Genomic DNA, 25,328 nt, shown 5'->3' on the forward strand with positions numbered 1-25,328 from the left:
GTGTCTTTGTGCGAGATTAACATAGCACGAGCGAACCCCTCCCGAATGACCCCCTCCATCCTCTGGCTGCGCCAGGACCTTCGTCTGCAGGATCAGCCGGCACTGGTGGCCGCCGCCGAGGCGGGGGCGGTGATTCCCGTCTATGTGCTGGACGACGAGGCGCCCGGGAAATGGCGGATGGGTGGGGCGTCGCGCTGGTGGTTGCACCATTCGCTCGCTGTGCTTGCCAAGGCGCTGGAGGCCAGGGGATCGCGGCTGATCCTGCGGCGCGGGCGTGCGGCGGAGGCGCTGGCCACGCTGGCCGAGGAGACGGGTGCCACCACGATCCATACCAATCGCCATTACGAACCCTGGTGGGTCGAGGCGGAGGCGGCGCTCGGCGACCGGCTCTGCCGTCATGACGGCAACCATCTGGCGCCGCTGCGCGAGATCGTCACCGGATCGGGCGGCCAGTACCGCGTCTATTCCGCCTTCTGGCGCGCGCTGAGCCAGCGCATGCCGCCGGGCGACCCGCTGCCCGCGCCGAAGCAGATCCCGGCGCCCGCGCACTGGCCGAAGAGCGATCGGCTGGCGGACTGGGACCTGCTCCCGACCAGGCCCGACTGGGCAAAGGGGTTCGCCGACTGGGATCCGGGCGAAGCAACGGCCCTGCGCCGCGCCGACGAGTTTGCCGACGAGGTCGTCGACTACGAGGCGCGCCGCGACCTGCCCGATGTCGAGGGCACATCGCGCCTGTCGCCGCATCTCCATTTCGGCGAGATCAGCCCGCGCACGCTGTGGCACCGGCTGGACGGCGCGCGCAATGCCGAGAAATTTCGCAAGGAAATGGCGTGGCGCGATTTCGCCGCCAGCCTGCTGCTCGCGCTGCCCGATTATGGCGACGTCAACGGCCGCCCCGCCTTCGATGCGATAAAATGGCGGCGCAGCCCGTCCGACCTGAAGGCCTGGCAACAGGGGCGGACCGGCTATCCGATCGTCGATGCCGGCATGCGCCAGCTCTGGACGACCGGGTGGATGCACAATCGGGTGCGGATGATCACCGCCAGCTTCCTGATCAAGCATCTGCTGATCGACTGGCGCGAGGGCGAACGCTGGTTCTGGGACACGCTGGTCGATGCCGACTACGGCAACAACAGCGTCAACTGGCAATGGGTCGCCGGCACCGGCGTGGATTCGAACATGTGGGGGCGGATCATGGCGCCGCTGGTCCAGTCGGAGAAGTTCGACGCCGCCGGCTATATCCGCGAATGGGTGCCCGAACTGCGCGACCTGAGCGACGCCGACATTCATGATCCGGTGTTCCGTCCCAGGGATTATCCCGACAAGATCATCGGCCACCGCGAGGCGCGCGAGCGGGCGCTGGCGGCGGGCCGCGCGCTGCGCTGAGGCCGCTCAACTTTCCTGTTTCGCCGGTCGCCGGACCGGTGCATGGATCTCCCATGAATGCGCCGATGGGCAACAGGGACCACCACCGCGTGGGGCGGGGAATGCTCGACTGGTTCGGGCCGATATTCGTCAGGCTGATCGACCGGATCGACCACGGCATCGACGCCGGCAGCATCGACGTGACCTTGCCCGGCGGCGAGCGCCGCATCCTGGGCGGACGCGCCGAGGGGCCGCTGGCGGTGGTCGAGATCCGCAGCTGGCGGGCGATCCTGCGGCTGGTCACGTCGGGGTCGTCGGGCTGGTACGAAGGCTGGGCGAAAGGCGAATGGGCCAGCCCCGACCCGGTCCAGGTTTTCGCGATCTTCAGCCTGAACCGTGCCGGCCTGGCGTCCGGATCGCGCGCCTGGGGCCTGACCCGGCTGGCGAAGCGCGCCGGCCACTGGCTGCGGCGCAACAGCCGATCGGGGTCGCGGCGCAACATCCATTTCCATTACGACCTGGGCAACGACTTCTACCGCGAATGGCTCGATCCCTCGATGACCTATTCGAGCGCGATCTTCGCCGCGGGCGATAGTCTGGAGCGGGCGCAGCAGCGCAAGCTGGACGCGATCCTCGAACGGACCGGGACGGCGGCTGGCGATCATATCCTCGAGATCGGCTGCGGCTGGGGCTCGTTCGCCGAGACGGCGGGCAAGGCGGGGCGGCGTGTGCACGGCATCACCCTGTCGACCGAGCAAAAGGCCTGGGGCGAGGCGCGGATCGCGGCCGCCGGGATCGACGGCGTCGATTTCTCGCTGACCGACTATCGCGACGTCACCGGTCGCTATGACGCGGTCGCCAGCATCGAGATGGTCGAGGCGGTCGGGCGCGAATATTGGTCCAGCTATCTGGCGACGATTGCGCGCGTGCTGAAGCCCGGCGGGCGGGCGGCGATCCAGTATATCAGCTTCGACGATGCGATGTTCGACGGCTATGCCGACAATGTCGACTTCATCCAGCGCTATATCTTCCCCGGCGGCCTGCTGATCCGCGAGAGCGAGTTTCGCGCGATCGCGGCGCGTCACGGTCTTGCCTGGTCGGATCATCACAGCTTCGGGCTCGACTATGCCGAGACGCTGAAGCAGTGGCGCGAGAATTTCGATGCGGCGGTGTCGACCGGGCGGCTTCCGTCCCAGTTTGACAGCCGATTCAATGCCTTGTGGCGCTATTATCTGATGTATTGCGAAGGCGGTTTCCGCGGCGGCGGGATCGACGTCGCGCAGGTCACGCTGATCCGGGAATAGCCCGGCAGCAGAGCAGGGAGAGAATGATGCGGGCAGTCTGGCTGTTGGCAGGGGCGCTTGCGCTCGCCGGGTGCGCGCAGGATCGCGGGGCAGGTGCCGGCTCCGTCGCGATCCGCTCGACGCTCGTCCCGATCGACGCGACCGACACGGCGGGCCTGCGCAAGGTCGGGGCGGAGATCCTGTTCTGGTCCCAAGCGCAGCGCGACGCGAACTTCCCGCATATGGAGCGGATCTTTCCGGGCAACATCGTCCAGCACGGCACCAGGGTCCGCGCGCTTCCCAAGGGAACGCCGCTGCCGATCGCCGACAGCGAGGTCGATGCCTTCATCGCGCAGCAGAATGTCGCGGGGCTGATCGTGGTTCAGGACGGCAAGGTCCGGCTGGAACGCTATGCCCGCGGCTATGGGCCAGAGGGCCGCTACACCAGCTTCTCGGTCGCCAAGTCGTTCACCTCCGCGCTGGTCGGCGCCGCGATCCGCGACGGCCATATCCGCAGCGTCGACGAGGCGGTGACCAGGTACATCCCCGAACTGGCGGGCAGCGGCTATGACGGCGTCACCATCGCCCAGTTGCTGACGATGACGTCGGGCGTGAAGTGGAACGAGGACTATACCGACCCCAAGTCCGACGTGGCGCGCATGTTTCTCGAGCCGGTGCCGGCGGGTCAGGACCCGACCATCTTCTACATGCGCAAGCTGCCGCGCGAGTTCGAGCCGGGCAGCAAATGGGTCTACAAGACCGGTGAGACGAACCTGATCGGCGTGCTGGTGCGCCGCGCAACGGGCAAACCGCTGGCGACCTATCTCAGCGACAAGGTCTGGAAGCCGTTCGGCATGGAGCAGGACGCCTTCTGGATGGTCGATCCGTCGGGCAACGAGGTCAGCGGCTGCTGCCTGTCGGTCAGCCTGCGCGATTATGCGCGGATGGGGCAGTTCGCACTGGAGGGCGGCAAGGGGGTGGTCCCGGCGGGCTGGTTCGCGGAGTCGACCCGGGCGCATGCGCAGACCGGCACCCCGGGCTATGGCTATGGTTATCAATGGTGGACCTACCCGCAGGGCAGGTTCGGCGCACAGGGCATTTTCGGCCAGACGATCCGCGTCGACCCCAGGTCGCGCGTGGTGATCGCGGTGTCGGCGGCGGCACCCAAGGCGAGCGACCCCGCCTATGGCCAGGCCCGGACGGCGTTTCTCGATCGATTGTTCGAGGCGGCTGCGCAGCGATAGCTGGCGACATTGCAGCTGGGCTCAGGCCTTCGCCGGAGAACAGGGCGGGGCTGGCGCCAGCCCCGCCTGTCAGGTCACTCGACCCGCTCGAAATGCCCTGCGTCGAAGCCCGAGACTGCCAGCGCGACGATTCGGTCGGCGACGACTTCGGGGCCCTTCAGCGTCGCCGGGTCTTCGCCAGGGAAGGCGCGGGCGCGCATCTGGGTGCGGGTGGCGCCAGGGTCGATCAGCGCGGTGCGGATGGCGCCGAGGTTGCGGACTTCCTCGCCATAGCTGAGCACCAGATTTTCGAACGCCGCCTTGGACGCGCCGTACATGCCCCAATAGGCGCGCGCGGTGCGGCCGACGCTGGAGGTCAGGCCGATGACCTTTCCCGCCTCGGCGCGGCGCAGCATCGGGTCGAACGCGGCGATCAGCGCAGCCTGGGCGCTGACGTTGAGCGTCAGGACGCGGGCGAAATCCTTGCCGTCGATCGCCGGGACCGAGCTGAGATTGCCGAGCGTCGCCGCGTTCAGCACCAGCAAGTCGAGCGCGGGCCAGCGGCCCTCGATCGCCTGGGCCAGCTTGGCGATGCTGTCATTCTCCGTCAGGTCGAGCGGGGCGATGGTCGACGAGCCGCCCGCCGCATGGATCGCGTCCTCGACTTCCTCGAGCCCGCCGACGGTGCGCGCGGTCAGGATGACATGTGCGCCGGCAGCACCGAGCGCGATGGCGGTCGCGGCACCGATGCCGCGGCTCGCGCCGGTGACGAGCGCGAGGCGATTGGAAAGGGGCTTGTCGGTCATGGCGTCCTGATCCGGAGGGTGAGGCTCAGCTCACGCGTTCTTCGAGCAGCGCGAACTGATCGACCGGCGGCGCCAGTTCGTCCTGATCGGTCAGCGTCGTCGGATAGTCGCCGGTGAAGCAGGCGTCGCAATAGCCCGGCTTCTGGCCCGAACGGCCCTGTTCGCCCAGCGCCGTGTACAGGCCATCGATCGAGATGAACGCCAGGCTGTCGCAATGGATGAAGCCGGTCATGCCCTCGACGTCCAGCTTGGCGGCCAGCAGCTTCTCGCGCTCGGGCGTGTCGACGCCGTAGAAGCAGCTGTGACGGGTCGGCGGCGACGCGATGCGCAGATGTACCTCGCTGGCGCCCGCGTCGCGCATCATCTGGACGATCTTCAGGCTGGTGGTGCCGCGCACGATCGAATCGTCGATGAGGACGACGCGCTTGCCGGCAATCAGGTCCTTGTTGGCATTATGCTTCAGCTTGACGCCCAGATGGCGGACCTCGGCGCTCGGCTGGATGAAGGTGCGGCCGACATAGTGCGAGCGGATGATGCCCAGCTCGAACGGGATGCCCGACTGCTGGGCATAGCCGATCGCGGCGGGCACGCCGGAATCGGGCACCGGCACGATCAGGTCGGCCTCGACCGGGGCCTCGATCGCCAGCTGTGCGCCGATCGCCTTGCGCACCGAATAGACCGACCGGTTCTGCGAGATCGAATCGGGGCGCGAGAAATAGACATATTCGAAGATGCACGGACGCGCCGCCTGGGGCGCGAACGGGCTGTGCGACTGGATGTCCTTGCCCTTGACGATCACCAGCTCGCCCGGCTCGACATCGCGGACATAGTCGGCACCGACGACGTCGAGCGCGACGCTTTCCGAGGCGAAGATGATCGCATCGCCCAGCTTGCCCATCACCAGCGGACGGATGCCGAGCGGATCGCGGCAGGCGATCATGCCCTCCGGCGTCATGCAGATCAGCGAATAGGCGCCCTCGACCTGCTTCAGCGCGTCGATGAAGCGGTCGATCAGCGTGCGATAGGAGGAGGTGGCTACCAGGTGGATGATCACCTCGGTATCCGAGGTCGACTGGAAGATCGCGCCGCGGCGCACCAGGTCGCGGCGCAGGCGCATCGCGTTGGAGATATTGCCGTTATGCGCGATCGCGAAGCCGCCGGTCGCCAGTTCGGCATAGAGCGGCTGGACGTTGCGCAGCGACGTCTCGCCGGTGGTCGAATAGCGGACATGGCCGCAGGCGGTGGTGCCGTGGAGCGGCCGGATCGTCTCGTCGCGGTCGAAATTGCCGGCGACATGACCCATGGCGCGATGCGTATGGAACATGCGGCCGTCGAAGCTGGTGATGCCCGCGGCTTCCTGGCCGCGATGTTGCAGGGCGTGCAGGCCGAGGGCGACCATGGCGGCGGCGCCTTCTGCGCCGGACACACCGAAGATGCCGCACTCCTCGCGGAGTTTGTCGTCGTCGAACGGATTGGTGGTAAGCATCGTACCTATGGGTTCGGTTACGGTTGCCGCCCTATATAGGGTGGGTTCCGGTTTGTCGCCCGTCCGTCACAAATTTGTTGTTCGCCCCGGAAACCGGGGTTCGCTAGGGGGTGGGACATGGCCGACAAACGCGAAACCGGGCTGGTGCTCGATCCGAAATATGATGCCTCCGGACTGGTGACCGCGGTCGCCACCCATGCCGATTCGGGCGAGGTGCTGATGGTCGCGCACATGAATGCCGATGCGCTGGCCGCCACGCTGGAGACCGGCGAGGCGACCTTCTGGTCGCGCAGCCGGACCCGGCTGTGGAAGAAGGGCGAGACGTCGGGCCATGTGCTGAAGGTGCGCGAGCTGCGCGTCGATTGCGATCAGGATGCGATCTGGATGCGGGTCGATCCGATGGGCCCGGCCTGCCACACCGGCGAGCCGAGCTGCTTCTATCGCGTGGTGCGCGACGGGCGGCTCGAGCGCCTATGAAGGCGGTGGCGCTGATCGCGGCGCTTCTGCTGGCCGCCTGTTCGGGCGGCGGCACTGACGGGCAGGGCGGCGCGAAGGCCGGGCAGCCGCGGGATCTGGAGGCCGTGGCGGTCGAGCGCGGGCTGGTGCGCGATCCGGGCGACCGCGACCTCGCCGGCGTCTATGCGCGCGACACCGACCGGCTGTGCATCGTCGCCGATGGCGACGCCTACCGGATCGGCGCATTCGTCGATTATGGCGATCGCAACGGATGCAGCGGGCAGGGGACGGCGACGCCCACCGGCGGCGCACTGAAGGTCGAGTTGCGTGCGCCGGGCGGGCGCGATTGTGCGTTCGAGGCGAAGCTGGACGGGGAGCGGATCGACTTTCCCGCTGCGCTTCCCGATGGCTGCGCGGCGCTGTGCAGTGGGCGGGCGTCCTTCTCGGCGCTGGAGGCCGAGCGGATCAGCGGTTCCACCTCCGAGGCGCGAGCGCTGCGCGATCCGAGCGGCAAGGCGGTTTGCGGAGGGTAGGCACGCGCGCCGTGCTCCCCTCCCTTACCACGGAGGGGAGCAGGTTGTGGAGAGGCGCAGCTATCCCCCTCCCGCTTGCGGGAGGGGTTAGGGGAGGGCGTGTTCTCCCGCGCAAGCTCCCGCGACAGGCCCTCCCCCGACCCCTCCCGCAAGCGGGAGGGGAGAAGTGACGCCATTGACGTTCACGTAAAGGGAAACTAGCTTCCTTGTCATGGGAGCAGCCATCCATATCGAGGCGCTTGCGCCGATCGAGCCGCGGACCGACCGCGACAATTTCAGCATCTCGGACCTGTGCACCGAGTTCGGGGTCACAGCCCGGGCGTTGCGCTTCTACGAGGACGAGGGGCTGATCGGGCCGGAGCGGCGGGGCACTGCGCGCATCTATTCGCATCGCGACCGGGCGCGGCTTGCCTGGATCCTGCGCGGGAAGCGCGTCGGGTTCAGCCTGGCCGAGATCCGCGAGATGATCGACCTGTATGATGTGGGTGACGGCCGCAAGGTCCAGCGTCAGGTGACGCTGGAGCGCTGCCTCGATCGCATCGCGCTGCTCGAGGCGCAGAAGCGCGATATCGACGCCCATATCGAGGAACTGAGCCAATTCGTCGACCTGCTCAAAAGCAGCGACTCCGCACATTGAGGATGAGGACCGCCTGAAATGCCGAACTACACGCCGCCCGTGCGCGATACGCGCTTCATTCTCGACTCGGTCATCGGGCTCGATCGCTATGCGAACCTGCCCGGGTTCGAGAATGCGACCCCCGACGTGGTCACCGCCGTGCTGGAGGAGGGCGGGCGCTTCGTGTCCGAGGTGCTGTTCCCGCTCAACCAGTCGGGCGATCAGGAAGGCTGCACCCGCCATGACGATGGCAGCGTCACCACGCCCAAGGGGTTCAAGGAGGCGTATCAGGCGTTCGTCGAAAGCGGCTGGGGCACGCTGAGCGCCCCGGAGCAGTTTGGCGGGCAGGGCATGCCGCATGTCGTGTCGACCGCGTTCCAGGAATATATGATCTCGTCGAACATGGCCTTCGCCATGTATCCGGGGCTGACGCATGGCGCGATCGCCGCTTTGCTGGTGAAGGGATCGCCCGAGCAGCAGGAAAAATATGTGCCGAAGATGGTGTCCGGCGAATGGGGCGGCACCATGAACCTGACCGAGCCGCAGTGCGGCACCGACCTGGGCCTGATCCGCACCCGCGCCGAGCCGCAGGCGGACGGTTCCTACCGCATCACCGGCACCAAGATCTTCATCTCGTCGGGCGAGCATGACCTGACCAGCAACATCATCCATCTGGTGCTGGCGAAGACGCCGGGCGCGCCGGAGAGCAGCAAGGGCATCTCGCTGTTCGTGGTGCCCAAGTTCCTGGTCAATGACGACGGGTCGATCGGCGAGCGCAACGCGGTGTCGTGCGGGTCGATCGAGCACAAGATGGGCATCCACGCCAATTCGACCTGCGTCATGAACTATGACGGCGCCACGGGCTGGCTGGTCGGCGAGGAGATGAAGGGGCTGGCGGCGATGTTCATCATGATGAACGCCGCGCGCCTGGGCGTCGGGCTGCAGGGTCTGGGCGTCGCCGAGACTGCCTATCAGAATGCCGTCCAATATGCCGGCGACCGCCGTCAGGGCCGCGCGCTGACCGGGCCGAGCGAGCCGCAGGAAAAGGCCGATCCGCTGTTCGTCCATCCCGACGTCCGCCGCATGCTGATGGAGGCCAAGGCGCAGACCGAGGGCCTGCGCGCGCTATGCCTGTGGGCGGCGCTGCAGGTCGATCTGGAACATGCCGCGGGAACCGAGGAGGAGCGTCAGCTTGCCGCCGATCTGGTCGGGCTGCTGACGCCGGTGATCAAGGGCGTCGGCACCGATATCGGCTATGCCGTCGCGACGAATGCGCAGCAGGTCTATGGCGGCCATGGCTACATCGCCGAATGGGGCATGGAGCAATATGTCCGCGATGCCCGGATCGCGATGATCTACGAAGGCACCAACGGCGTGCAGGCGATGGATCTGGTCGGGCGCAAGCTGGCCCAGAATGGCGGCCGCGCGGTCCAGGCGCTGTTCCGCGTTGTCGGCGAGGAAACCGCCGCGGCGAAGGGCGACGAGAAGCTGGCGGCCTTTGCCGAAGCGCTTGAAAAGGCCAATGGCCAGCTTCAGGCGGCGACGATGTGGCTGGCGCAGAACGGCTTCACCAATCCGAACCAGGTCGGTGCCGGCGCCTATCCCTATATGCAGCTGACCGGGATCGTCGCGCTGGGCCTGATGTGGCTGCGCATGGCCAAGGCTGCGAGCGAGGCGCTGGCGGCCGGCGGCGGCGAGGATGCCAAATTCTATGAGGCGAAGCTGGTCACGGCGCGCTTCTTTGCCGAGCGGATCATGCCCGATGCCGGCGCGCTGCGTCGCAAGATCGAGGCAGGGTCGGAAGCGGTGATGGCGCTGGATCCGGAGATGTTCCAGGCCGCCTGAGCCATAAGGTTAGGCCAGGCGCCGCTTCGGGATCGAGGCGGCGCCTGCGCTTTTCTGCAAGCGGCTTGAGAAAGCTGCGCGCGCGGGCATAAGCGGGCGCATGGCTATCGACATCGTTCCTCTCAACCCGCTCGAGCGCGGGCAGCTTCAGGTCATGCGGCTGCGCGCGCTGATTACCTCCGGCGTGCTGCTCGCCCCCGCGATCGCGCTGCCGCTCTTCGTGTTCGATGACATCTTTGCCGAAGCCGGACTGCCGCTCTGGCTGCCGGCGCTGGTCGCGGCGCTGCTCGCCGGTTGGATGATCCTGAGTGCCGGGCGGCGGTGGCGGCGATGGGGCTATGCCTTTACCGGCCGCGAACTGCACGTCGCGCATGGCTGGCTCATCCATGTCCACACCATCGTTCCCGTCTCGCGCGTCCAGCATATCGATGTCAGCCAGGGTGCGTTCGAGCGGATCTTCGGCGTGTCGACGCTGAGCCTGCACACCGCGGGGACCGAGGCGAGCGTGGTCGTTCTGCCCGGCGTCACCCGCGACACCGCCGAGGAAATCCGCGATGCGATCCGCATCCAGATCGGCAGCATCGACGCGTGAACGACGACCTGAACGAGGCCGACGCCCGCCGCCGGCTCCATCCCGTCACGATCTTTCTCGGCTGGATTCGGCGGCTGCCCTCCTGGATTGTCGCGATCCCGGCGCTGGCGGTCGCACGCGAGGGCTGGGTGGTGCTGGCGGTCGGCGGCGGCATCGTTCTCTTCTCGATCCTGGGCGCCTGGATCGCGTGGCGGACCTTCACCTACCGGATCGACGAGGACGCGCTGGTGATCGAGCGCGGGCTGATCAGCCGCAGCCGCCGCGCCATCCCGCTGGAGCGCATCCAGGACGTGTCGATCGAACAGAAGCTGCTCCAGCGGCTGTTCGGCGTCGTCTCGGTCCGGATCGAGACGGGCGGCAGCGATTCCGACGAGGGCACGCTGGACAGCGTCAGCACCGCCGAGGCGCAGCGACTGCGCGAGACGCTGAAAGGGAGCGTGCGCGCTGCTGCCAGGCCGGTTGAGGCGGGTGCGGACGGCGAGCCGGCGATCGTCACGCCGGATCTACCGCTCTTTGCCATGTCGCCCGGCCGGATCCTGTTGTTCGGCGCCTTCAGCTTCTCATTGGTGTGGATGGCGGCGCTGTTCGGCATCTTCCAGTTTGTCGACGATCTGCTGCCCATCGACCGTGACGATATCGAGCGCTGGGTCGACAGCGCCGGGGCGCAGGCATCGGCTGGGATCGGGGTGATGGTCGTGCTGGCGATAGCGCTGCTGCTGCTCCTGCTCGGCTTTCTGAGCGGACTGGTCGCGACCTTCGTCCGCGAATTCGGATTTCGCCTGACCCTGGGGGAGGGCAGGTTCCGCCGGGTGCGCGGGCTGCTGACGCGCAGCGAGGTGGTGATCGCGATCCGCCGCATCCAGCTGGCGGTTGTCGAACGGCCGCTGGTCTCCGGCCTGTTCGGCTATGCCGGGCTGCAGTTCCAGTCGCTGGGCGGCAGCAACGACACGGGCGGGCGGCAGGAGATGGCGCCGTTCGCGACCGATGACGAGATCGGGCGCATCGTCGATGCGGCGGGTATGCCGCGGTTCGAGGTCCCGGGGCTGAAGCCGGTCGCCTTCGCCCATGTCATCCGGTCGTTCGTGTCCAAGGCGGTGCCGTTCATCATCGCGATCGTCGCGGTCGGCAGCTTCGTCACGCGCTGGGCGCTGCTTGGGCTTGTGGCCGTTCCGGTGATCGTCGGCGTGTCGTTGCTGCTGCGCCGCTTCCACCGCTATGCGCTGCGCGAGACGAGCCTGCAGGTGATGCGCGGCGTGCTGAAGCGGCGTGACTGGGTCGTCCCCTATGGCAGCGTCCAGGTGGTGACGGTGCGCCGCGGCCCGCTCCAGCGGCTGCTGGGCGTCGCGTCGGTCCAGGTCGACACCGCGGGCGCGCAGCGGCACCGCCCGCATGTCGAGGACGCGCACGCGGCGGACGCTGTCGCGCTGGCGAATGCACTGATCGAGCGAGCGTGAGGCGCGAAACTGCCCCGGCACATCGGCCGGGGCATGATCGTTCAGGCTTGCTGGAAACTGCCGGTCGTCGGCGCGCCGGCATGGGTGGCGCCGAGGAAGGTCAGCAGGTCGTCGATCATCCGGTCGCGCTCGGGCACGAACAGGCCGTGCGGCGCGCCGTCATATTCGATCAGCTGGGCACCCTGGATATTGGCGGCGGCATTGCGGGCGATCTCGACCGGTACGATCGCGTCGCCGGTGCCGTGGATGACCAGCGTCGGGACGGTGAAGGACGACAGGTCACCGCGGAAATCGGTCTCGCCGAACGCGTCGACACAGGCGACCGCGGGCTTCAGCCCCGACTGGTTGGCGATGCCCCAGGCCCAGTCGAGCACTTCCTGGCTGACCGGGCTGGACAGCATGCCGACGCCGAAGAACTGCTTGAAGAAATTGGCGAAGAAGGCCGGCTTGTCCTGCATAATGCCGTCGATCATCTCGTCGAACTGCTCGCGCGGCAGGCCGTGGGGATTGTCGCCGGTCTTCAGCATATAGGGCACGATCGAGCCGATCAGCGCGGTCGAGACCACGCCCTTGCCCTGGTGACGCGACATGTAGCGCGCGACTTCGCCGCCGCCCATCGAGAAGCCGACCAGGCTGGCATCCTCGTCCGCCTCCATCGCGTCCATCACGTCGGCGAGATCGTCCGAGAGCGTGTCATAATCATAGCCGTCAAAGGGCTGATCCGAGCGGCCGAACCCGCGCCGATCGTACGAGATGGCGCGAAAGCCGCTTTCCGCCAGCGCCAGCGCGACGGGGTCCCAGCTGTCGGCAGACAGCGGCCAGCCATGGATCAGGATCACGGGGCGGCCGTCGCCCCATTCCTTGACGTACAGCTCGGTGCCATCGCGGGTTTCGATATAGGGCATCGGGAAACTCTCCGGTTCGGTGAGGTCCTGAAACGGCGCCGCCGGGCGGGGCGTTCCACTCGTCGCTTCGCCGCTGGCGCGCCCCATCGCACGGTGCCAGCATGCCGTCGCACTTTGGGAGAGTTTCATGCGAGTCGGGTTATTGGCGGGGGCCGCGCTGCTGGCGCTGGCAGGCTGCACGACGGGCGGCGGCAACAGCAGCGACAATAGCGCCGCGGCGCAGCAGGCACCGGCTGCGACCGACTGGGCGAAGTTCCGCGATGATGCGATCGAGAAATGGTTCGCGATCGACCCGTCCTTCGCGGTCTATCAGGGGCGCCATGATTTCGACGGCAAGCTGGCCGACTGGAGCGCGGCGGGACTGAAGGCGCGCGGCGATTTCCTGCGCGCAACGATCCAGGGCGCGCGCGGCTTCACCGGGCTGACCGGAGACGAGGCGTTCGAGCGCGATTATGTGATCCAGGTCGCCGAAGGGCAGCTGTTCTGGCTGGAGGATGCCGACCAGCCGCATCGCAATCCGGCCTGGTATGTCGGTGGCGGGCTGGACCCCAACACCTATGTCTCACGCGAATATGCCGCGCCCGAGGTGCGGATCAAGGCGATGACCGCCTTCCTGCAGAATGTGCCCGCGGCGGCGAAGAACATCCGCGCCAATCTGAAGGCGCCGATGCCGGCCAGCTTCATCGCCTATGGCCGGTCGGCGTTCGCGGGATTTGCCGATTATTATGGCGGCGACGCGATCCGCGCCTTTGCCGCGGTCAAGGATCCGGCGCTGCAACAGGCGCTGAAATCGGCCGGGGCCGAGGCGAGCAAGGCAATGCGCGAGCTCGATGCCTGGCTGGCGACGCTGGAGGGCAGCGCGACGCAGGACTATGCGATGGGCGGCGATCGTTTCTCGCGCATGCTGAAGGCGACCGAGGCGGTCGACATCCCGCTCCATCAGCTCGAAGCGATCGGCAAGGCGGACCTGAAGCGCAATCGCGACGCGCTGATCGCCGAATGCGCCAAATATGCGCCGGGCGCCGACATCCCGGCCTGTGTCGCAAAGATGAATGCCGAAAAGCCTCAGGGCGGTCCGGTCGCTGCGGCGACGCGCCAGATCCCGGAGTTGCGCGACTTTGTCGTGAAGCACGACCTGGTAACCATTCCTGGAACCGAACAGGCGCTGGTGCGCGAGAGCCCGCCCTATAACCGGCAGAACTCGGCCTATATCGATCCGCCGGGACCGTTCGAGAAGGGCATCCCGTCGATCTATTATATCTCGCCGCCCGACCCGAAATGGAGCGCGGCCGAACAGGCCGCCTATATCCCCGGCGAGGACGACCTGTTGTTCACCACGGTGCACGAGGTGATGCCGGGCCACTTCCTGCAGTTCCTCCACGCCAACCGGTCCAAGTCGCTCTTCGGCCGGCTGTTCGTCGGCTATGCCTTTGCCGAGGGATGGGCGCATTACAGCGAGGAGATGATGTGGGAAGCCGGGCTGGGCGAGGGTGACCCGGCGGTCCATATCGGCCAGCTGTCCAACGCGCTGCTGCGCAACTGTCGCTTCCTCTCGGCGATCGGGCTGCATGCGCAGGGCATGACCCAGGCGCAGTCGGAAACGATGTTCCGCGAGCAATGCTATCAGGATGCCGGCAATGCCCGGCAGCAGGCGGCGCGCGGGACCTATGACCCGGCCTATCTCAACTATACGCTGGGCAAGCTGATGATCCGCCGGCTGCGCCAGGACTGGACCGCGAAACATGGCGGGCGTCAGGCGTGGAAGGGGTTCCACGACCAGTTCCTCAGCTATGGCGGGCCGCCGATCCCGCTGGTTCGCCGTGTCATGATGGGCGAGGAGACGGCGCGCGCGGTTTTCTAAAGGCTTGTCCGGCGGAGCCGTCCATGCTCCGCCGGGAACCGCTGCCCGGAGATCCTATTAACCGCCTGATCACTGCAGGGTCTTGCTGCAATGCAACATAATGACTATTAGGGTTTGATGGATAGCAATCAGGACAACGCTGACAGCACCCCCGCCAACCCTGCCATGGCCCTGTTCGAGGCCGTGGTGCGGCAGCGCTGCGTCTCGGTGACGTACAACCGCAAGCGCATGATCCTGGCGCCGCACATCGTCTATACCCGCAACGCCGGCATGTATATCGATGCGATCACCGTGTCGCTGGAAGGCATGCTGCCGCGCGAAGTGAAGCTCGGCACGTTCAAGGTCGACGGCCTGAGCGAGATCAAGCTGATCGAGCGTCCGTTCGACATTCACCCGCTGTTCGAGCCGGAAGCGATGAAGTACGAGAACGCGACGCTGATGAAGGTCGAGCCGAACAGCGAGTCCGCCGCCGCCTGAGCTGGCGGACCGTCTTCAGGACCCGTCCGGCAGGCCCTGATAGGTATCGATCAACTCGAATATGCGGGTCAGCGCGACCTGTTCCTCGGGCGTGATCTCCGGTCGCCAGACCTCGAACAGCAGCACCACGCGGGTCGCATCACCGCGGTTCCACGCCTCGTGCTCGAAACTGTCATCGAAGATCAGCGTCTCGCCCTCGCGCCATTCGCGCGTCTCGGCACCGACACGGATGCCGCAGCCGTGCGGGACGATCAGCGGCAGGTGACAGATCAGGCGCGTGTTGAGCACGCCGTGATGCGGCCGGATATGCGTGCCCGGACGCAGGACCGAGAACAGCCCCATGGGCGACCAGTTGGCGATCATGGGGCGCGGCGTGGCAGCGAGCGCCGCCATGGTCACCGGACAGCGCGCCGCATTGGCCGCGACGGGTTCGCCATTCTTCCACAGGAAGAACGCGCTCCAGCTGGGGTCGTCGAGCAACGCATTGGCGGGGGCGGGGCGTCCTTGCGATCGCTCGACATAGGGCTGGAATCCGTCCTCGCCCGCCAGCACTGCCTCCAGCTCCGCGCGGATCGCTGGCGCCTCGGCCTCAAGCTGCGGCAGCCAGTCGAATTCCTCGCGTTCGTAGAAGGGACGCTGCGGCAGGCCGGGAAAGTAGAACATGGACGGCTGTTGCAGATAGAGCTGGGTCCGGCCGAGCAGCAGGTCGACGGCCTGCGCCATGCGCTGTCCGCCCTGTCCGCCGTCGATGCCGGCGAGCAGATGGGCCTCGAACCTTTGTCCGGCATCGGCGAGAAATCGCCGCGCACCGTCGATCATCGGTGCCATGCCCGGTGCGGGCTGGCCCGTGCCCGCCAGGGCGATCGCTGCGCGGAAGAAATGGGTCGCGGCGCGGTCGTCGCCGTCGATCCGCTTGCGATCCCCCATCATCAGCAGCGCGCCAAGCGCGCGGGGATCTTCGGCGAGCGCGGCTTCGAGTGCTGCGGTTTCCGCCACCGGGTCGCCGTCCTGACGGCAGGCCTGGGCAAGCATCGCCCAAGGGCGACGCGCGCCCGGCGGGGGTGTGATCGCAACCGCCTGTTCGAACAAGGATCGCGCTTCCGCCGCGCGGCCGGCACGGAATGCCTGGATGCCCGCGCCGGTCAGCGCTTCGAACTGGGAACGGGGATCGCCGGTCATGCGGGGTCATGCTGCCCGGCGGCCGATGGATCGTCAATCGACCGGCGCGTGCGGACGGGGCGCTCGCTCAGTCGGCGGTGGAGCCCAGGCTGACGAAGCTGTCCATTACCCGCTTGCGCCCGGCCTGCTCGAAGTCGATCTCGAGCTTGTTACCCTCGATCTCGGCGATCGTGCCATAGCCGAACTTCTGGTGGAACACGCGCATGCCCAGCGACAGGTCGCCGCGCGGCTTCGCACCGAAGCTGACGGCGCTGGCGCGGCTCTCGACGATGCGCGGCTGTTCGCGGGTGAAGGTCCGCGAGGTGAAGCTGCCGCCCGGATTCTTCGCATCGACCCCTGCGGCGCGCTGCCAGCCCGGGCCGCGACCCGTGCCGCGACCGACATCGGCGAATGGATCACTGCGGTCGGACCAGTTGGCCTGCCACAGGCTGGCGCCCCCGGTCATGGTCGATTCCGCATCGATATGCGCATCGGGCAACTCGGCGATGAAGCGGCTGGGCAGCGAGCTGGTCCATTGACCGTAGATGCGGCGATTGGCGGCGTGGAGGATGATCGCCTGACGCCGCGCACGGGTGATCGCGACATAGGCAAGGCGACGCTCCTCCTCCAGCGAGGCGAGCCCGCCTTCGTCGAGCGCGCGCTGCGACGGGAATAGTCCTTCCTCCCATCCGGCGAGGAACACCGTGTCGAATTCCAGGCCCTTTGCCGCGTGGATGGTCATGATCGTAACCTTGGGCTCCTCCGCCTGAGCCTCATTGTCCATCACCAGGCTGACATGCTCGAGGAACGCGGTCAGCGACTCATATTCCTCCATCGCCCGGACGAGTTCGTTGAGGTTTTCGAGCCGGCCCGCGGCCTCGGCCGAGCGATCGGCCTGCCACATGGCGGTATAGCCGCTCTCGTCGAGGATGATCCGCGCCAGTTCGGGATGGGGCAGGGTGTCGCCCATCACGCGCCAGCGGGCCATGTCGCCGACCAGATTGCCGAGGCTGCGGCGCGCCTGCGGGGTCAGCTCGTCGGTATCGAGGATGCGTGCGGCGGCGACCGTCAGCGGCAGCTGTCCCGCGCGGGCGAGCTGGTGGACCTTGGCCAGCGCCTTGTCGCCCAGGCCGCGCTTCGGCACATTGACGATGCGTTCGAATGCCAGATCGTCCGAGGGCTGCGCGACCACGCGCAGATAGGCGAGCGCGTCGCGGATTTCGGCGCGTTCGTAGAAGCGAAAGCCGCCGACGATGCGATAGGGCATGCCGATCGCGATGAAGCGGTCTTCGAACTCGCGCGTCTGGTGCTGGGCACGGACCAGGATGGCGGTGTTGTCGAGGCTGAGGCCGCCGCGCTGAAGCCCCTCGATCTCTTCGCCAACCCGGCGCGCTTCCTCCGGGCCGTCCCAGATGCCGAGCACCTTGACCTTCTCGCCCTCCTGATGCTCGGTCCACAGCGTCTTGCCGAGCCGGCCGGAATTGTTGGCGATGACGCCCGATGCGGCGGCCAGGATGTGTGGCGTCGACCGGTAATTCTGTTCGAGGCGAATGACCTTGGCACCGGGAAAATCCTTTTCGAACTTCAGGATATTCTCGACCCGGGCGCCGCGCCACGAATAGATCGACTGATCGTCGTCGCCGACGCAGCAGATATTCTTGCGCTCCTGCGCCAGCAGGCGGAGCCAGAGATACTGGACGCTGTTGGTGTCCTGATATTCGTCGACCATCACGTAGCGAAAGCGCTGCTGATACTGTTCCAGCACGTCGCGATGCGTCTTCAGGATCGTCAGCATGTGGAGCAGCAGGTCGCCGAAGTCGCACGCATTTACCGCGCGCAGCCGGTCCTGATACTGGGCATAGAGCGACTGGCCGCGGCCGTTCGCGTACAGTTCGGACTCGCCGGCATCGAGGTCGGACGGCACCAGCCCCTTGTTCTTCCACCCGTCGATCAGCCCGGCAAGCTGGCGCGCGGGCCAGCGCTTTTCGTCGAGGTCGTTGGCGACGATCAGCTGTTTCAGCAGGCGCAGCTGGTCGTCGGTGTCGAGAATGGTGAAATTGCTCTGCAGCCCGACCAGCTCGGCATGGCGGCGCAGCATCTTGGCCCCGATCGCGTGGAAGGTGCCGAGCCACGGCATCCCTTCCACCGCATCGCCGACCAGCCGACCGACGCGCTCGCGCATCTCGCGCGCCGCCTTGTTGGTGAAGGTGACCGACAGGATCTCGCTGGGATAGGCCTTGCGCGTCCACAGGAGGTGCGCGAGCCGTGCGGTCAGCGCGGCGGTCTTGCCCGTGCCGGCACCGGCCAGAACCAGCACCGGCCCCTCGGTCGTGAGCACGGCGTCGCGCTGCGGCGCGTTCAGGCCCTTGAGATAGGGCGGATCCTGGGTTTCGGCGGGAAGACTCATCGGCGAACAGTTAGGGAACGCGGCCCCCGAGGGCAAGTTGCCAGTCAGCCGCGCTTGACGCACCAGATCGGGTACATGCCGTTGAAGGCCCGGGGGTTGCGCATTTCCCAGGCGTGAAGCGCCGGCAGGTCCCGGACGTGCGGATCATGCGGGTGATCGGCGCGCCAGGCATCGCGCGCCGCCCGGCTGGGCAGGTCGATCTGGAGCAGGCCGAGCCCCAGCGCCTCGATCGCCCGCCCGATGCGCGGCACATCGAACGCATCCTCATGCGCGTGGAGCAGCAGGTCGTGGACGCCGCCCATCGAATGGAAGTCGACCGACCGCACGATCGAATGGTCGGGCTCGTCGATGAAGCGGGCGCGGACCTGCCGCACCAGCGCCGGCGATACGGGCTGGCCGATCAGGTCGGCGATCCGGGCGCGGGCCGCACGCACCTGCATCCGCGCGAACCGGCTGTAGAGCATCACCCGCATGGTGCCGCCGGGTTTCAGCGCCGCGACCAGTGCAGCCCAGCCGGCCTCCGGGTCTGCTAGGTGATGGAGCACGCCGCTGCTCGCGATATGGTCGAAGGGGCCGATCTCGACGGCGCGGTGCAGGTCGAGTTCGCGGAGGTCGAGATTGGGTGCGTCGCACCGCTGCCGGGCATAGGCCAGCGAGGTCGGGCTGAGGTCGATGCCGGTGACATGCGCGCCGGGCGCGTCGGTTGCCAGCCGCTGAGCCTCTCGCCCCGTGCCGCAGCCTGCGACGAGCAGGCGGGCGCCGGGTGCGAGCGGAGTGATGCCGTGATCGGCACGGAGCCGATCCAGCCCGCCGGGCGGATCGTGCATCGCCCGCTGCCATACCGGATAGGGCCAGCCGGCATATTGCGCCGCCACGGCGCGGGTGACCGGATCGGCATAATCGGGTGCGGGCAGGCCGGGCAGGGGCGGCAACCATGCCGCGGCGAAGTCGGGCGCGTGCGCCAGCGCAACCTCTTCCTCGGCATCGAACAGCCATACTCCGCCATTATGCGCCGCCTGCGCGATCAGCGCCGCCCTGGTGCGCGGGAAACCCGCATGGCGATCCTCCAGTAACAGCCACCGGCGCAGTCGGGTCAGCGGACGTTCGATCTCGACCAGCGTCAACTGGGTCTGGTAAAGCAGGTCGCGAGCAAAGGCGTCATCCTCCAGCCACCGCGCCCAGGCCTCGCACGGCGCCTGCGCGTCCGGCACTCGCCCGGCGTCGCGCAGTGACTGCCAACCTGCACGCTCGACCCAGCGTGGATCGACATCGGGGTCGCGCAGCAGCTCATGCAGAACCGTTTCGTTGGCCGCGACGGCGCGATCGGCCCGGTGTCGGAAGGTGCGGACGAGCGCGCTCTTTTCGGCTGAGGTCACGAAAGCCTGGCTAGTCGATCCTCCCACTCCGGCCAAGACTATCGATCGGTCAGACAGGAGATGCCGAGCTGTCATCGATCCGTCATGACATTGTCACACCTCGCCCGCACAGGCGCGCTCATCATGGCGACCCTTGCACTGGACCAGGCTCCGCAGAACGAAACGTCGACCGCGCGACGATTCGATCACGATACGCACCCGATCGCCAAGTTCCTGTTCGCCGGCCTGTTGGTCGGCGGACTGGTCTTTGCGGGATGGAGCGTGCTGACCGACACCGCCGGTGTCGGCGAGCATCTGGCGATGGGCGTCTTCGCCTTTCTGGCGGTCGCCTTGCTGATCGCGCTGGGCTTCGAGTTCGTGAACGGGTTTCACGACACCGCCAACGCCGTGGCTACGGTGATCTACACCAATTCGATGCCAGCGCATGTCGCCGTGGTCTGGTCGGGCATCTTCAACTTCCTGGGCGTGATGTTCGCCAGCGGCGCCGTTGCCTATTCGATCATCACGCTGTTGCCGGTGGACCTGATCCTCAATGTCGGATCGGCCGCGGGCTTTGCGATGATCTTCGCCCTGCTGATCGCCGCGGTGCTGTGGAACCTGGCGACCTGGTATGTCGGGCTGCCCAACAGTTCGAGCCATACGCTGATCGGCTCGGTGCTGGGCGTTGGCTTCGCCAACCAGCTGATCCAGGCGGGATCGCGCGGCGGCACCGCCGGTGTCGACTGGAGCCAGGCGCAGAAGGTGCTGACCGGTTTGTGGATGGCGCCGCTGATCGGCTTTTTCGCGGCGCTGCTGTTGTTCTTCGTGCTGCGGATGCTGGTGCGCAATCCCAAGCTCTACAAGGCGCCCGAGGGCAATGCGCCGCCGGCGCGCGGCATCCGCGCGCTGCTGATCTTTACCTGCACCGCCGTGTCGTTCAGCCACGGATCCAATGACGGTCAGAAGGGCATGGGCCTGATCATGCTGATCCTGATCGGCTGCGCGCCGACTGCCTATGCGCTGAACCGCACCCTGTCCGACGCCGACACGCCTGCCTTCGTCCAGACGGCGAACGCGGCCACGACGATCTTCGATGCCCGGGCCGGTGCGATCACGCTGCCGATCGACCAGGCCCGCGCGGAACTGACCGGCGCCCTTCAGAACCGCAAGGTCCATGGCCCGCAGACCTGGGCCGCGCTGGAGACATTGTCGCGCGACCTGACCCAGCGGGTGCAGAGCTACGGCTCGTTGAGCAAGGTGCCGGCCGAGGCGACCAGCAATGTCCGCACCGACATGTATCTGGTGCTCGACAGCACCAAGCTGATCACCAAGAAGCCGCCGGCGGATGTCAGCGCGGCCGACACCGCGGCGCTGACCGCCTATCAAGGCAAGCTGGAGGCGGGCACGCGCTATATCCCGCTCTGGGTGAAGATCGTCGTCGCGATCGCGCTTGGGCTCGGCACGATGATCGGGTGGAAGCGGATCGTGATCACCGTGGGCGAGAAGATCGGCAAGACCCACATGACCTATGGCATGGGCGCATCGGCGGAGATGGTCGCGGCGTGCACCATCCTGGCGGCGGACCGGCTCGGCCTGCCGGTATCGACCACGCATATCCTGTCGTCCGGCGTTGCCGGCGCGTCGGTCGCGAATGGTGCGGGCCTGCAGACGCGCACGCTGTTGCAGCTTGCCGCGGCATGGCTGCTGACGCTGCCGGTCGCGATGATGCTGTCCGGCGGGCTCTACTGGCTGTTGCTGACGATCGTCCGGGCCAACGGCATCGGCTAACGCCGGGATCAAGAACGGCCTGCAAGCGAGCCTAGCGGCGGTCGACCTGGTCGATCAGGTGCGAGCCATATTCGATGCTCAGCACGAACCGCTTCGCATCGGTGCGGAGATCGGCCTTCAGCAGCTTTACCGGGTTGGCGATATAGACGAGGAAACCCGCCAGCAGCGCCAGCGCCAGAGCGGAAAGAAGCCGTTTACCCGTGGATTGCTCGCGCATGTCCGCCTCCATTGGTGCCGCCTGTCCGGCAAGCTAGGCAGCGAAGCCTGACGGCAGGATGAACAAGCCTTGACCCCGCCTCCGGTCGGCGCGACGAGGCGTGTCACGGGAGAGTTGAATGTCCGCAGCCGCCATAGCCTCCGCGAGCCCTGCCTCGCACCGCCGCATCCTGTTCGCCAGCCTGGTCGGCACCGCGGTCGAATTCTACGACTTCTATATCTACGCGACCGCGGCGGCGCTGGTCTTCCCGACGCTGTTCTTTCCCTCGGCAAATCCCGAGCTTCAGGTGCTCGCCTCCTACGCCACGTTCAGCGTCGCCTTTTTCGCGCGGCCGGTGGGCGGGATCCTGTTCGGCCATTTCGGCGACCGGATGGGGCGCAAGTCGACGCTGGTCGCGTCGCTGATGCTGATGGGCATCTCGACCGTGCTGATCGCCTTCCTGCCGACCTATGCGATGGTCGGCTGGGTCGCGCCGGTGCTGCTGTGCCTGCTGCGCTTCGGGCAGGGACTTGGGCTTGGCGGCGAATGGGGCGGGGCGAGCCTGCTCGCGGTAGAGAATGCGCCCAAGGGCTGGTTCTACCGCTATGGCGGGTTTCCGCCGATGGGCGCGCCGGTGGGCTTCATCGCCGCCAACGGCTTCTTCCTGATCCTGGGCATGATCCTGAGCGACGAGCAGTTTCGCGACTGGGGCTGGCGCCTGCCGTTCCTGGCCAGCGCGGCGCTGGTCGGGCTTGGCCTTTGGGTCCGGCTGAAGATCACCGAGACGCCCGATTATCTGAAGGCTGCCGAGAAGGCGCCGCCCCCCAAGGTGCCGATCGGCGAGTTGCTGCGCGACCATCTGCGCCCGACCATTGCCGGAACGGTCGGCGCGGTCGCCTGCTTCGCACTGTTCTACATCTCGACCGTGTTCATCATCGGCTACGGTACCAAGACGATGGGGTTCGATCGCGAGACGTTCCTGGCTGTCGAGCTGGTGGCGATCCTGTTCATGGCGGCGGGCATCGTCGTTGCCTGCACGCTGGCCGACAAATGGAAGGCGGGCGGCGGCGGAGTGCTGTTCCTCGGCTTCGGCGCGACGATGCTGGCGGGGCTGGCGATGTGGCTGCTGATCGGCAGCACGCTGGGCAGCGTATTCGCCTGGCTGGTGTGCGGGCTGTTCGTGATGGGACTGGTCTATGGTCCGCTCGGCGGATGGCTGCCCAGCCTGTTCCCGGCGCGGGTGCGCTATACCGGGGTGTCGGTGACCTTCAACCTCGCCGGCATCATCGGCGGCGGCCTGACCCCGCTGATCGCCGAGACGCTGGTGAAGCAGGGCGGGATCGGCCTGGTCGGAGCCTATCTGGCGGGCGCCGGCCTGCTGAGCATGGTCGGGCTCGCGCTGATCGGGAAGGCTAGCCTGCGGCAGGCGTAGGGCGCAGCAGCGTCAGCCTGGCCTTGCCGTGGACGCGGCTGACGTCGATGTCGAAGCCCGTAGGGGCGACTTCCTCGTCGCGCTGGGTCTCGATGCTGATCCAGGTCGACGGGCCGGTCCAGCCGAGGCGGCTGAGCTTGTCGAGCGCGACCAGGCCGGCGCCGGTGCCGTAGGGGGGGTCCATCAGGATCAGGTCGACCGGCTTCGGCGCGGGGCCGAGCGCCAGGACCGATCCGGCGCGCACATCGGCGCCCTTCGCCTCCAGCTTCGCGATATTGGCGCGCAGCGCGTCGAGCGCGGCCTTGTCCTGCTCGACGAACAGGCATGAGGCGGCGCCGCGCGACAGCGCCTCGATGCCCAGCGCGCCCGATCCGGCGAACAGGTCGGCGACAGCAAGCTCCTCGAAACTGCCGATGCGGCTGGCCAGCATCGAGAACAGCGCCTCGCGCGTGCGATCGGCGGTGGGGCGCGTGGTGTCGCCTTTGGGCGCGACAAGCGGGCGACCGCGCCAGGATCCGGAGATGACGCGCATTATTTGCGGGTCCTCGGCGGACGCTTGTCCGGTGAGGGCTTGCCGCGGCCGCCGGCGGGGCCGCGCGAGGGACGGGGCGGGCGCGGGGTGCGGGGACGATCGACGAAATCGCCGTCGCGCGGGCTCAGCGTGTCGCGATGTGCCTTCGCCCGGGCGGCGCGGGCCGGCTTGTCGACGGTGCGCGCCTCCTCTCGCGACGGGCGATCGGAGCGACCAGGCGTCACGCGCGGGGTGAACTTGCCGGTGCGCGCTTCCCCCGGCGACTGGCGCCGCTCGCGGTCCGGACGCTCGCTGGTCCTGGGTTCTCCGTGGGCGGGAGCACCGCGCCGGGAAGCGAAGCCGCCAGGGCGGCCTTCGCCTGCGCCAGACCGCCGCTCGCGATCGGGCCGTTCGCCGGTGCGCGGCTCACCGCGGGCAGGGGCCTTGCCACGGGGCGTGAAGGCCGCGCGCGCCTTGCCTTCAGGCGCGCGGTCGGCGCGTCCGAAGCGCTGGTCGGGACGCGACTCGCCGCGCGGCGAGAAGCTGTCGGCACGCGTGGTCGCGGCGCGTGGGCGATCGTCGCGCGGGGGCCGGGCGAGGGGCCGGTTGGTCGGACGTTCGGGCTCGCGCGCCGGACGGCTGCGCCCTTGGTAAAGTTCAGGTCGCGGCTTGCGCACGAGATCCACCGGCTCGGGCCGGGGTGCGGGGGCCTCGACCCGCTGGCGAACCGCAAACTGGAGGTTCGACGCCGCCTTGCCGCCGCCGGGCTTGCCCAGCACCGTGCGGAAGGTGATCAGGTCGGCCTGGCGGATTTCGTCGACATCGCCGACGGGCAGGTCGCCCAGCCAGAAGGGGCCATAGCGGGTGCGGATCAGACGGCTGACCTGAAGCCCGAGATGCTCGAGCACGCGGCGGACCTCGCGGTTCTTGCCCTCGGTCAGTGTCATCTCGATCCATAGATTGGCACCGGTGCGCCGTTCGAGATTGGCGTTGATCGATCCGTAGCGCACGCCCTCGATCTCGATGCCGAGCATCAGATCCTCGAGCTGGGCCTGGCTGACATCGCCATAAGCGCGCGCGCGGTAGCTGCGTTCGACACCGCTCGACGGCAGTTCGAGTTCGCGCTTCAGCTCGCCGTCGGTCGTGAGAAGCAACAGCCCCTCGGTGTTCAGATCGAGCCGGCCGACCGGCATGACCCGGGGCAAGCCCTGAGGCAACCGATCGTAGATGGTCAGGCGGCCCGCTGGGTCACGTTCCGCGGTCAGCAACCCGGCGGGCTTGTGATAGCGGAACAGGCGCGCGGGCGCGGCTTCCTTTACCGGATGACCGTCCACGGTCACGCCGTGGAGCGAGGTGAGGAGGGTCGCGGGCGTATCGAGGCGGACGCCGTTGAGCGCGACGCGCCCTTCGGCGATCATGCGCTCGATCTCTCGACGCGACGCGATTCCGGCACGGGCGAGCAGCTTCGCAATGCGCTGCTGATTTCTATCACTGGTGGAAGACACTGCCGGCCTATAGCGATTTATCGTCCGCAGACAAAATTTTTGCGGCACCGGAAATCGGCGTAAACGTTACACTG

The 25,328-nt window shown here is 67.5% G+C and carries 22 protein-coding genes; 13 read left to right on the forward strand and 9 right to left on the reverse strand.

Annotation, left to right across the window (positions count from 1 at the left end; translation table 11 throughout):
* The first annotated feature begins 45 nt into the window (after positions 1-45).
* From ACZ1H8_RS19875 to ACZ1H8_RS19885, 3 genes are read left to right on the forward strand one after another with little or no spacing between them, the layout of a single operon-like run.
* Positions 46-1,386, forward strand: a complete 1,341-nt coding sequence (locus ACZ1H8_RS19875; protein WP_465178948.1) for a cryptochrome/photolyase family protein — start codon at positions 46-48, stop codon at positions 1,384-1,386.
* A gap of 53 nt (positions 1,387-1,439) precedes the next feature.
* Positions 1,440-2,669: a class I SAM-dependent methyltransferase gene (locus ACZ1H8_RS19880; protein WP_465178949.1), complete on the forward strand. Its 1,230-nt coding sequence runs from the start codon at positions 1,440-1,442 to the stop codon at positions 2,667-2,669.
* Positions 2,670-2,695: 26 nt separating this feature from the next.
* The gene (locus tag ACZ1H8_RS19885; RefSeq protein ID WP_465178950.1) at positions 2,696-3,892 is read left to right on the forward strand and encodes a serine hydrolase domain-containing protein; all 1,197 of its coding nucleotides are present in this window, start codon (positions 2,696-2,698) and stop codon (positions 3,890-3,892) included.
* A gap of 74 nt (positions 3,893-3,966) precedes the next feature.
* Here the strand turns inward: ACZ1H8_RS19885 and ACZ1H8_RS19890 are convergent, their stop codons facing one another.
* Positions 3,967-4,677 carry an SDR family NAD(P)-dependent oxidoreductase gene (locus ACZ1H8_RS19890; protein ID WP_465178951.1) on the reverse strand — a complete coding sequence of 237 codons (711 nt, stop codon included), beginning with the start codon at positions 4,675-4,677 and terminating at the stop codon, positions 3,967-3,969.
* 25 nt (positions 4,678-4,702) lie between these two features.
* Positions 4,703-6,163, reverse strand: coding sequence for an amidophosphoribosyltransferase (gene purF / locus ACZ1H8_RS19895; RefSeq protein WP_110152298.1), 1,461 nt, complete (start codon positions 6,161-6,163; stop codon positions 4,703-4,705).
* A gap of 117 nt (positions 6,164-6,280) precedes the next feature.
* On the opposite strand from purF, the gene hisI reads away from it, so the two are divergent.
* The 6 genes from hisI to ACZ1H8_RS19925 all read left to right on the forward strand — a co-directional run bounded on the left by hisI (position 6,281) and on the right by ACZ1H8_RS19925 (position 11,659).
* Positions 6,281-6,640 carry a phosphoribosyl-AMP cyclohydrolase gene (gene hisI, locus ACZ1H8_RS19900; protein WP_465178952.1) on the forward strand — a complete coding sequence of 120 codons (360 nt, stop codon included), beginning with the start codon at positions 6,281-6,283 and terminating at the stop codon, positions 6,638-6,640.
* The gene (locus ACZ1H8_RS19905; RefSeq protein WP_465178953.1) at positions 6,637-7,152 is read left to right on the forward strand and encodes a hypothetical protein; all 516 of its coding nucleotides are present in this window, start codon (positions 6,637-6,639) and stop codon (positions 7,150-7,152) included. Before hisI ends, ACZ1H8_RS19905 begins: the two co-directional genes overlap by 4 nt.
* Before the next feature lie 211 nt (positions 7,153-7,363).
* Entirely contained in the window at positions 7,364-7,789 is a 426-nt protein-coding gene (locus tag ACZ1H8_RS19910; RefSeq protein WP_465178954.1) for a MerR family transcriptional regulator, read from the forward strand.
* An 18-nt stretch (positions 7,790-7,807) separates the two neighbouring features.
* A complete protein-coding gene (locus tag ACZ1H8_RS19915) occupies positions 7,808-9,613 on the forward strand; it encodes an acyl-CoA dehydrogenase C-terminal domain-containing protein (RefSeq protein ID WP_465178955.1) in 1,806 nt (601 codons plus the stop codon).
* Positions 9,614-9,713: 100 nt separating this feature from the next.
* On the forward strand, positions 9,714-10,205 hold the full coding sequence (locus ACZ1H8_RS19920) for a PH domain-containing protein (RefSeq protein ID WP_465178956.1): 492 nt from the start codon (positions 9,714-9,716) through the stop codon (positions 10,203-10,205).
* Positions 10,202-11,659 (forward strand): PH domain-containing protein, encoded by a 1,458-nt coding sequence (locus tag ACZ1H8_RS19925; protein WP_465178957.1) that lies wholly within the window; start codon positions 10,202-10,204, stop codon positions 11,657-11,659. Before ACZ1H8_RS19920 ends, ACZ1H8_RS19925 begins: the two co-directional genes overlap by 4 nt.
* Before the next feature lie 41 nt (positions 11,660-11,700).
* Here ACZ1H8_RS19925 and ACZ1H8_RS19930 read toward each other — a convergent pair whose 3' ends face one another.
* Positions 11,701-12,564, reverse strand: a complete 864-nt coding sequence (locus ACZ1H8_RS19930) for an alpha/beta fold hydrolase (RefSeq protein ID WP_465178958.1) — start codon at positions 12,562-12,564, stop codon at positions 11,701-11,703.
* Between the two features lie 127 nt (positions 12,565-12,691).
* On the opposite strand from ACZ1H8_RS19930, the gene ACZ1H8_RS19935 reads away from it, so the two are divergent.
* Positions 12,692-14,425: a DUF885 domain-containing protein gene (locus ACZ1H8_RS19935; RefSeq protein ID WP_465178959.1), complete on the forward strand. Its 1,734-nt coding sequence runs from the start codon at positions 12,692-12,694 to the stop codon at positions 14,423-14,425.
* Between the two features lie 117 nt (positions 14,426-14,542).
* Positions 14,543-14,902 carry a WYL domain-containing protein gene (locus ACZ1H8_RS19940; protein WP_465178960.1) on the forward strand — a complete coding sequence of 120 codons (360 nt, stop codon included), beginning with the start codon at positions 14,543-14,545 and terminating at the stop codon, positions 14,900-14,902.
* A gap of 15 nt (positions 14,903-14,917) precedes the next feature.
* On the opposite strand, the gene ACZ1H8_RS19945 is transcribed toward ACZ1H8_RS19940, so the two are convergent.
* The 3 genes from ACZ1H8_RS19945 to ACZ1H8_RS19955 form a co-directional block, all read right to left on the reverse strand.
* A complete protein-coding gene (locus tag ACZ1H8_RS19945; RefSeq protein ID WP_465178961.1) occupies positions 14,918-16,081 on the reverse strand; it encodes an aspartyl/asparaginyl beta-hydroxylase domain-containing protein in 1,164 nt (387 codons plus the stop codon).
* 67 nt (positions 16,082-16,148) lie between these two features.
* Positions 16,149-18,467 (reverse strand): ATP-dependent helicase, encoded by a 2,319-nt coding sequence (locus ACZ1H8_RS19950; RefSeq protein WP_465178962.1) that lies wholly within the window; start codon positions 18,465-18,467, stop codon positions 16,149-16,151.
* Positions 18,468-18,511: 44 nt separating this feature from the next.
* Positions 18,512-19,843: a class I SAM-dependent methyltransferase gene (locus tag ACZ1H8_RS19955; RefSeq protein ID WP_465178963.1), complete on the reverse strand. Its 1,332-nt coding sequence runs from the start codon at positions 19,841-19,843 to the stop codon at positions 18,512-18,514.
* Positions 19,844-19,966: 123 nt separating this feature from the next.
* Here ACZ1H8_RS19955 and ACZ1H8_RS19960 point away from each other — a divergent pair, with 123 nt between their 5' ends.
* Positions 19,967-21,610, forward strand: coding sequence for an inorganic phosphate transporter (locus ACZ1H8_RS19960; RefSeq protein WP_465178964.1), 1,644 nt, complete (start codon positions 19,967-19,969; stop codon positions 21,608-21,610).
* A 31-nt stretch (positions 21,611-21,641) separates the two neighbouring features.
* Here the strand turns inward: ACZ1H8_RS19960 and ACZ1H8_RS19965 are convergent, their stop codons facing one another.
* Positions 21,642-21,827, reverse strand: a complete 186-nt coding sequence (locus ACZ1H8_RS19965) for a hypothetical protein (protein WP_465178966.1) — start codon at positions 21,825-21,827, stop codon at positions 21,642-21,644.
* A 118-nt stretch (positions 21,828-21,945) separates the two neighbouring features.
* On the opposite strand from ACZ1H8_RS19965, the gene ACZ1H8_RS19970 reads away from it, so the two are divergent.
* Complete coding sequence (locus ACZ1H8_RS19970; RefSeq protein ID WP_465178967.1) at positions 21,946-23,238, forward strand: MFS transporter; 1,293 nt, start codon at positions 21,946-21,948, stop codon at positions 23,236-23,238.
* Here ACZ1H8_RS19970 and rsmD read toward each other — a convergent pair.
* Together rsmD and ACZ1H8_RS19980 are read right to left on the reverse strand one after the other, a co-directional pair.
* Complete coding sequence (rsmD, locus tag ACZ1H8_RS19975) at positions 23,219-23,770, reverse strand: 16S rRNA (guanine(966)-N(2))-methyltransferase RsmD (RefSeq protein ID WP_465178968.1); 552 nt, start codon at positions 23,768-23,770, stop codon at positions 23,219-23,221. The genes ACZ1H8_RS19970 and rsmD overlap by 20 nt on opposite strands.
* Positions 23,770-25,167: a pseudouridine synthase gene (locus tag ACZ1H8_RS19980; RefSeq protein ID WP_465178969.1), complete on the reverse strand. Its 1,398-nt coding sequence runs from the start codon at positions 25,165-25,167 to the stop codon at positions 23,770-23,772. Before ACZ1H8_RS19980 ends, rsmD begins: the two co-directional genes overlap by 1 nt.
* Positions 25,168-25,328 lie beyond the last annotated feature (161 nt).

It is taken from the genome of Sphingomonas sp. BL-S-25, assembly GCF_055521555.1.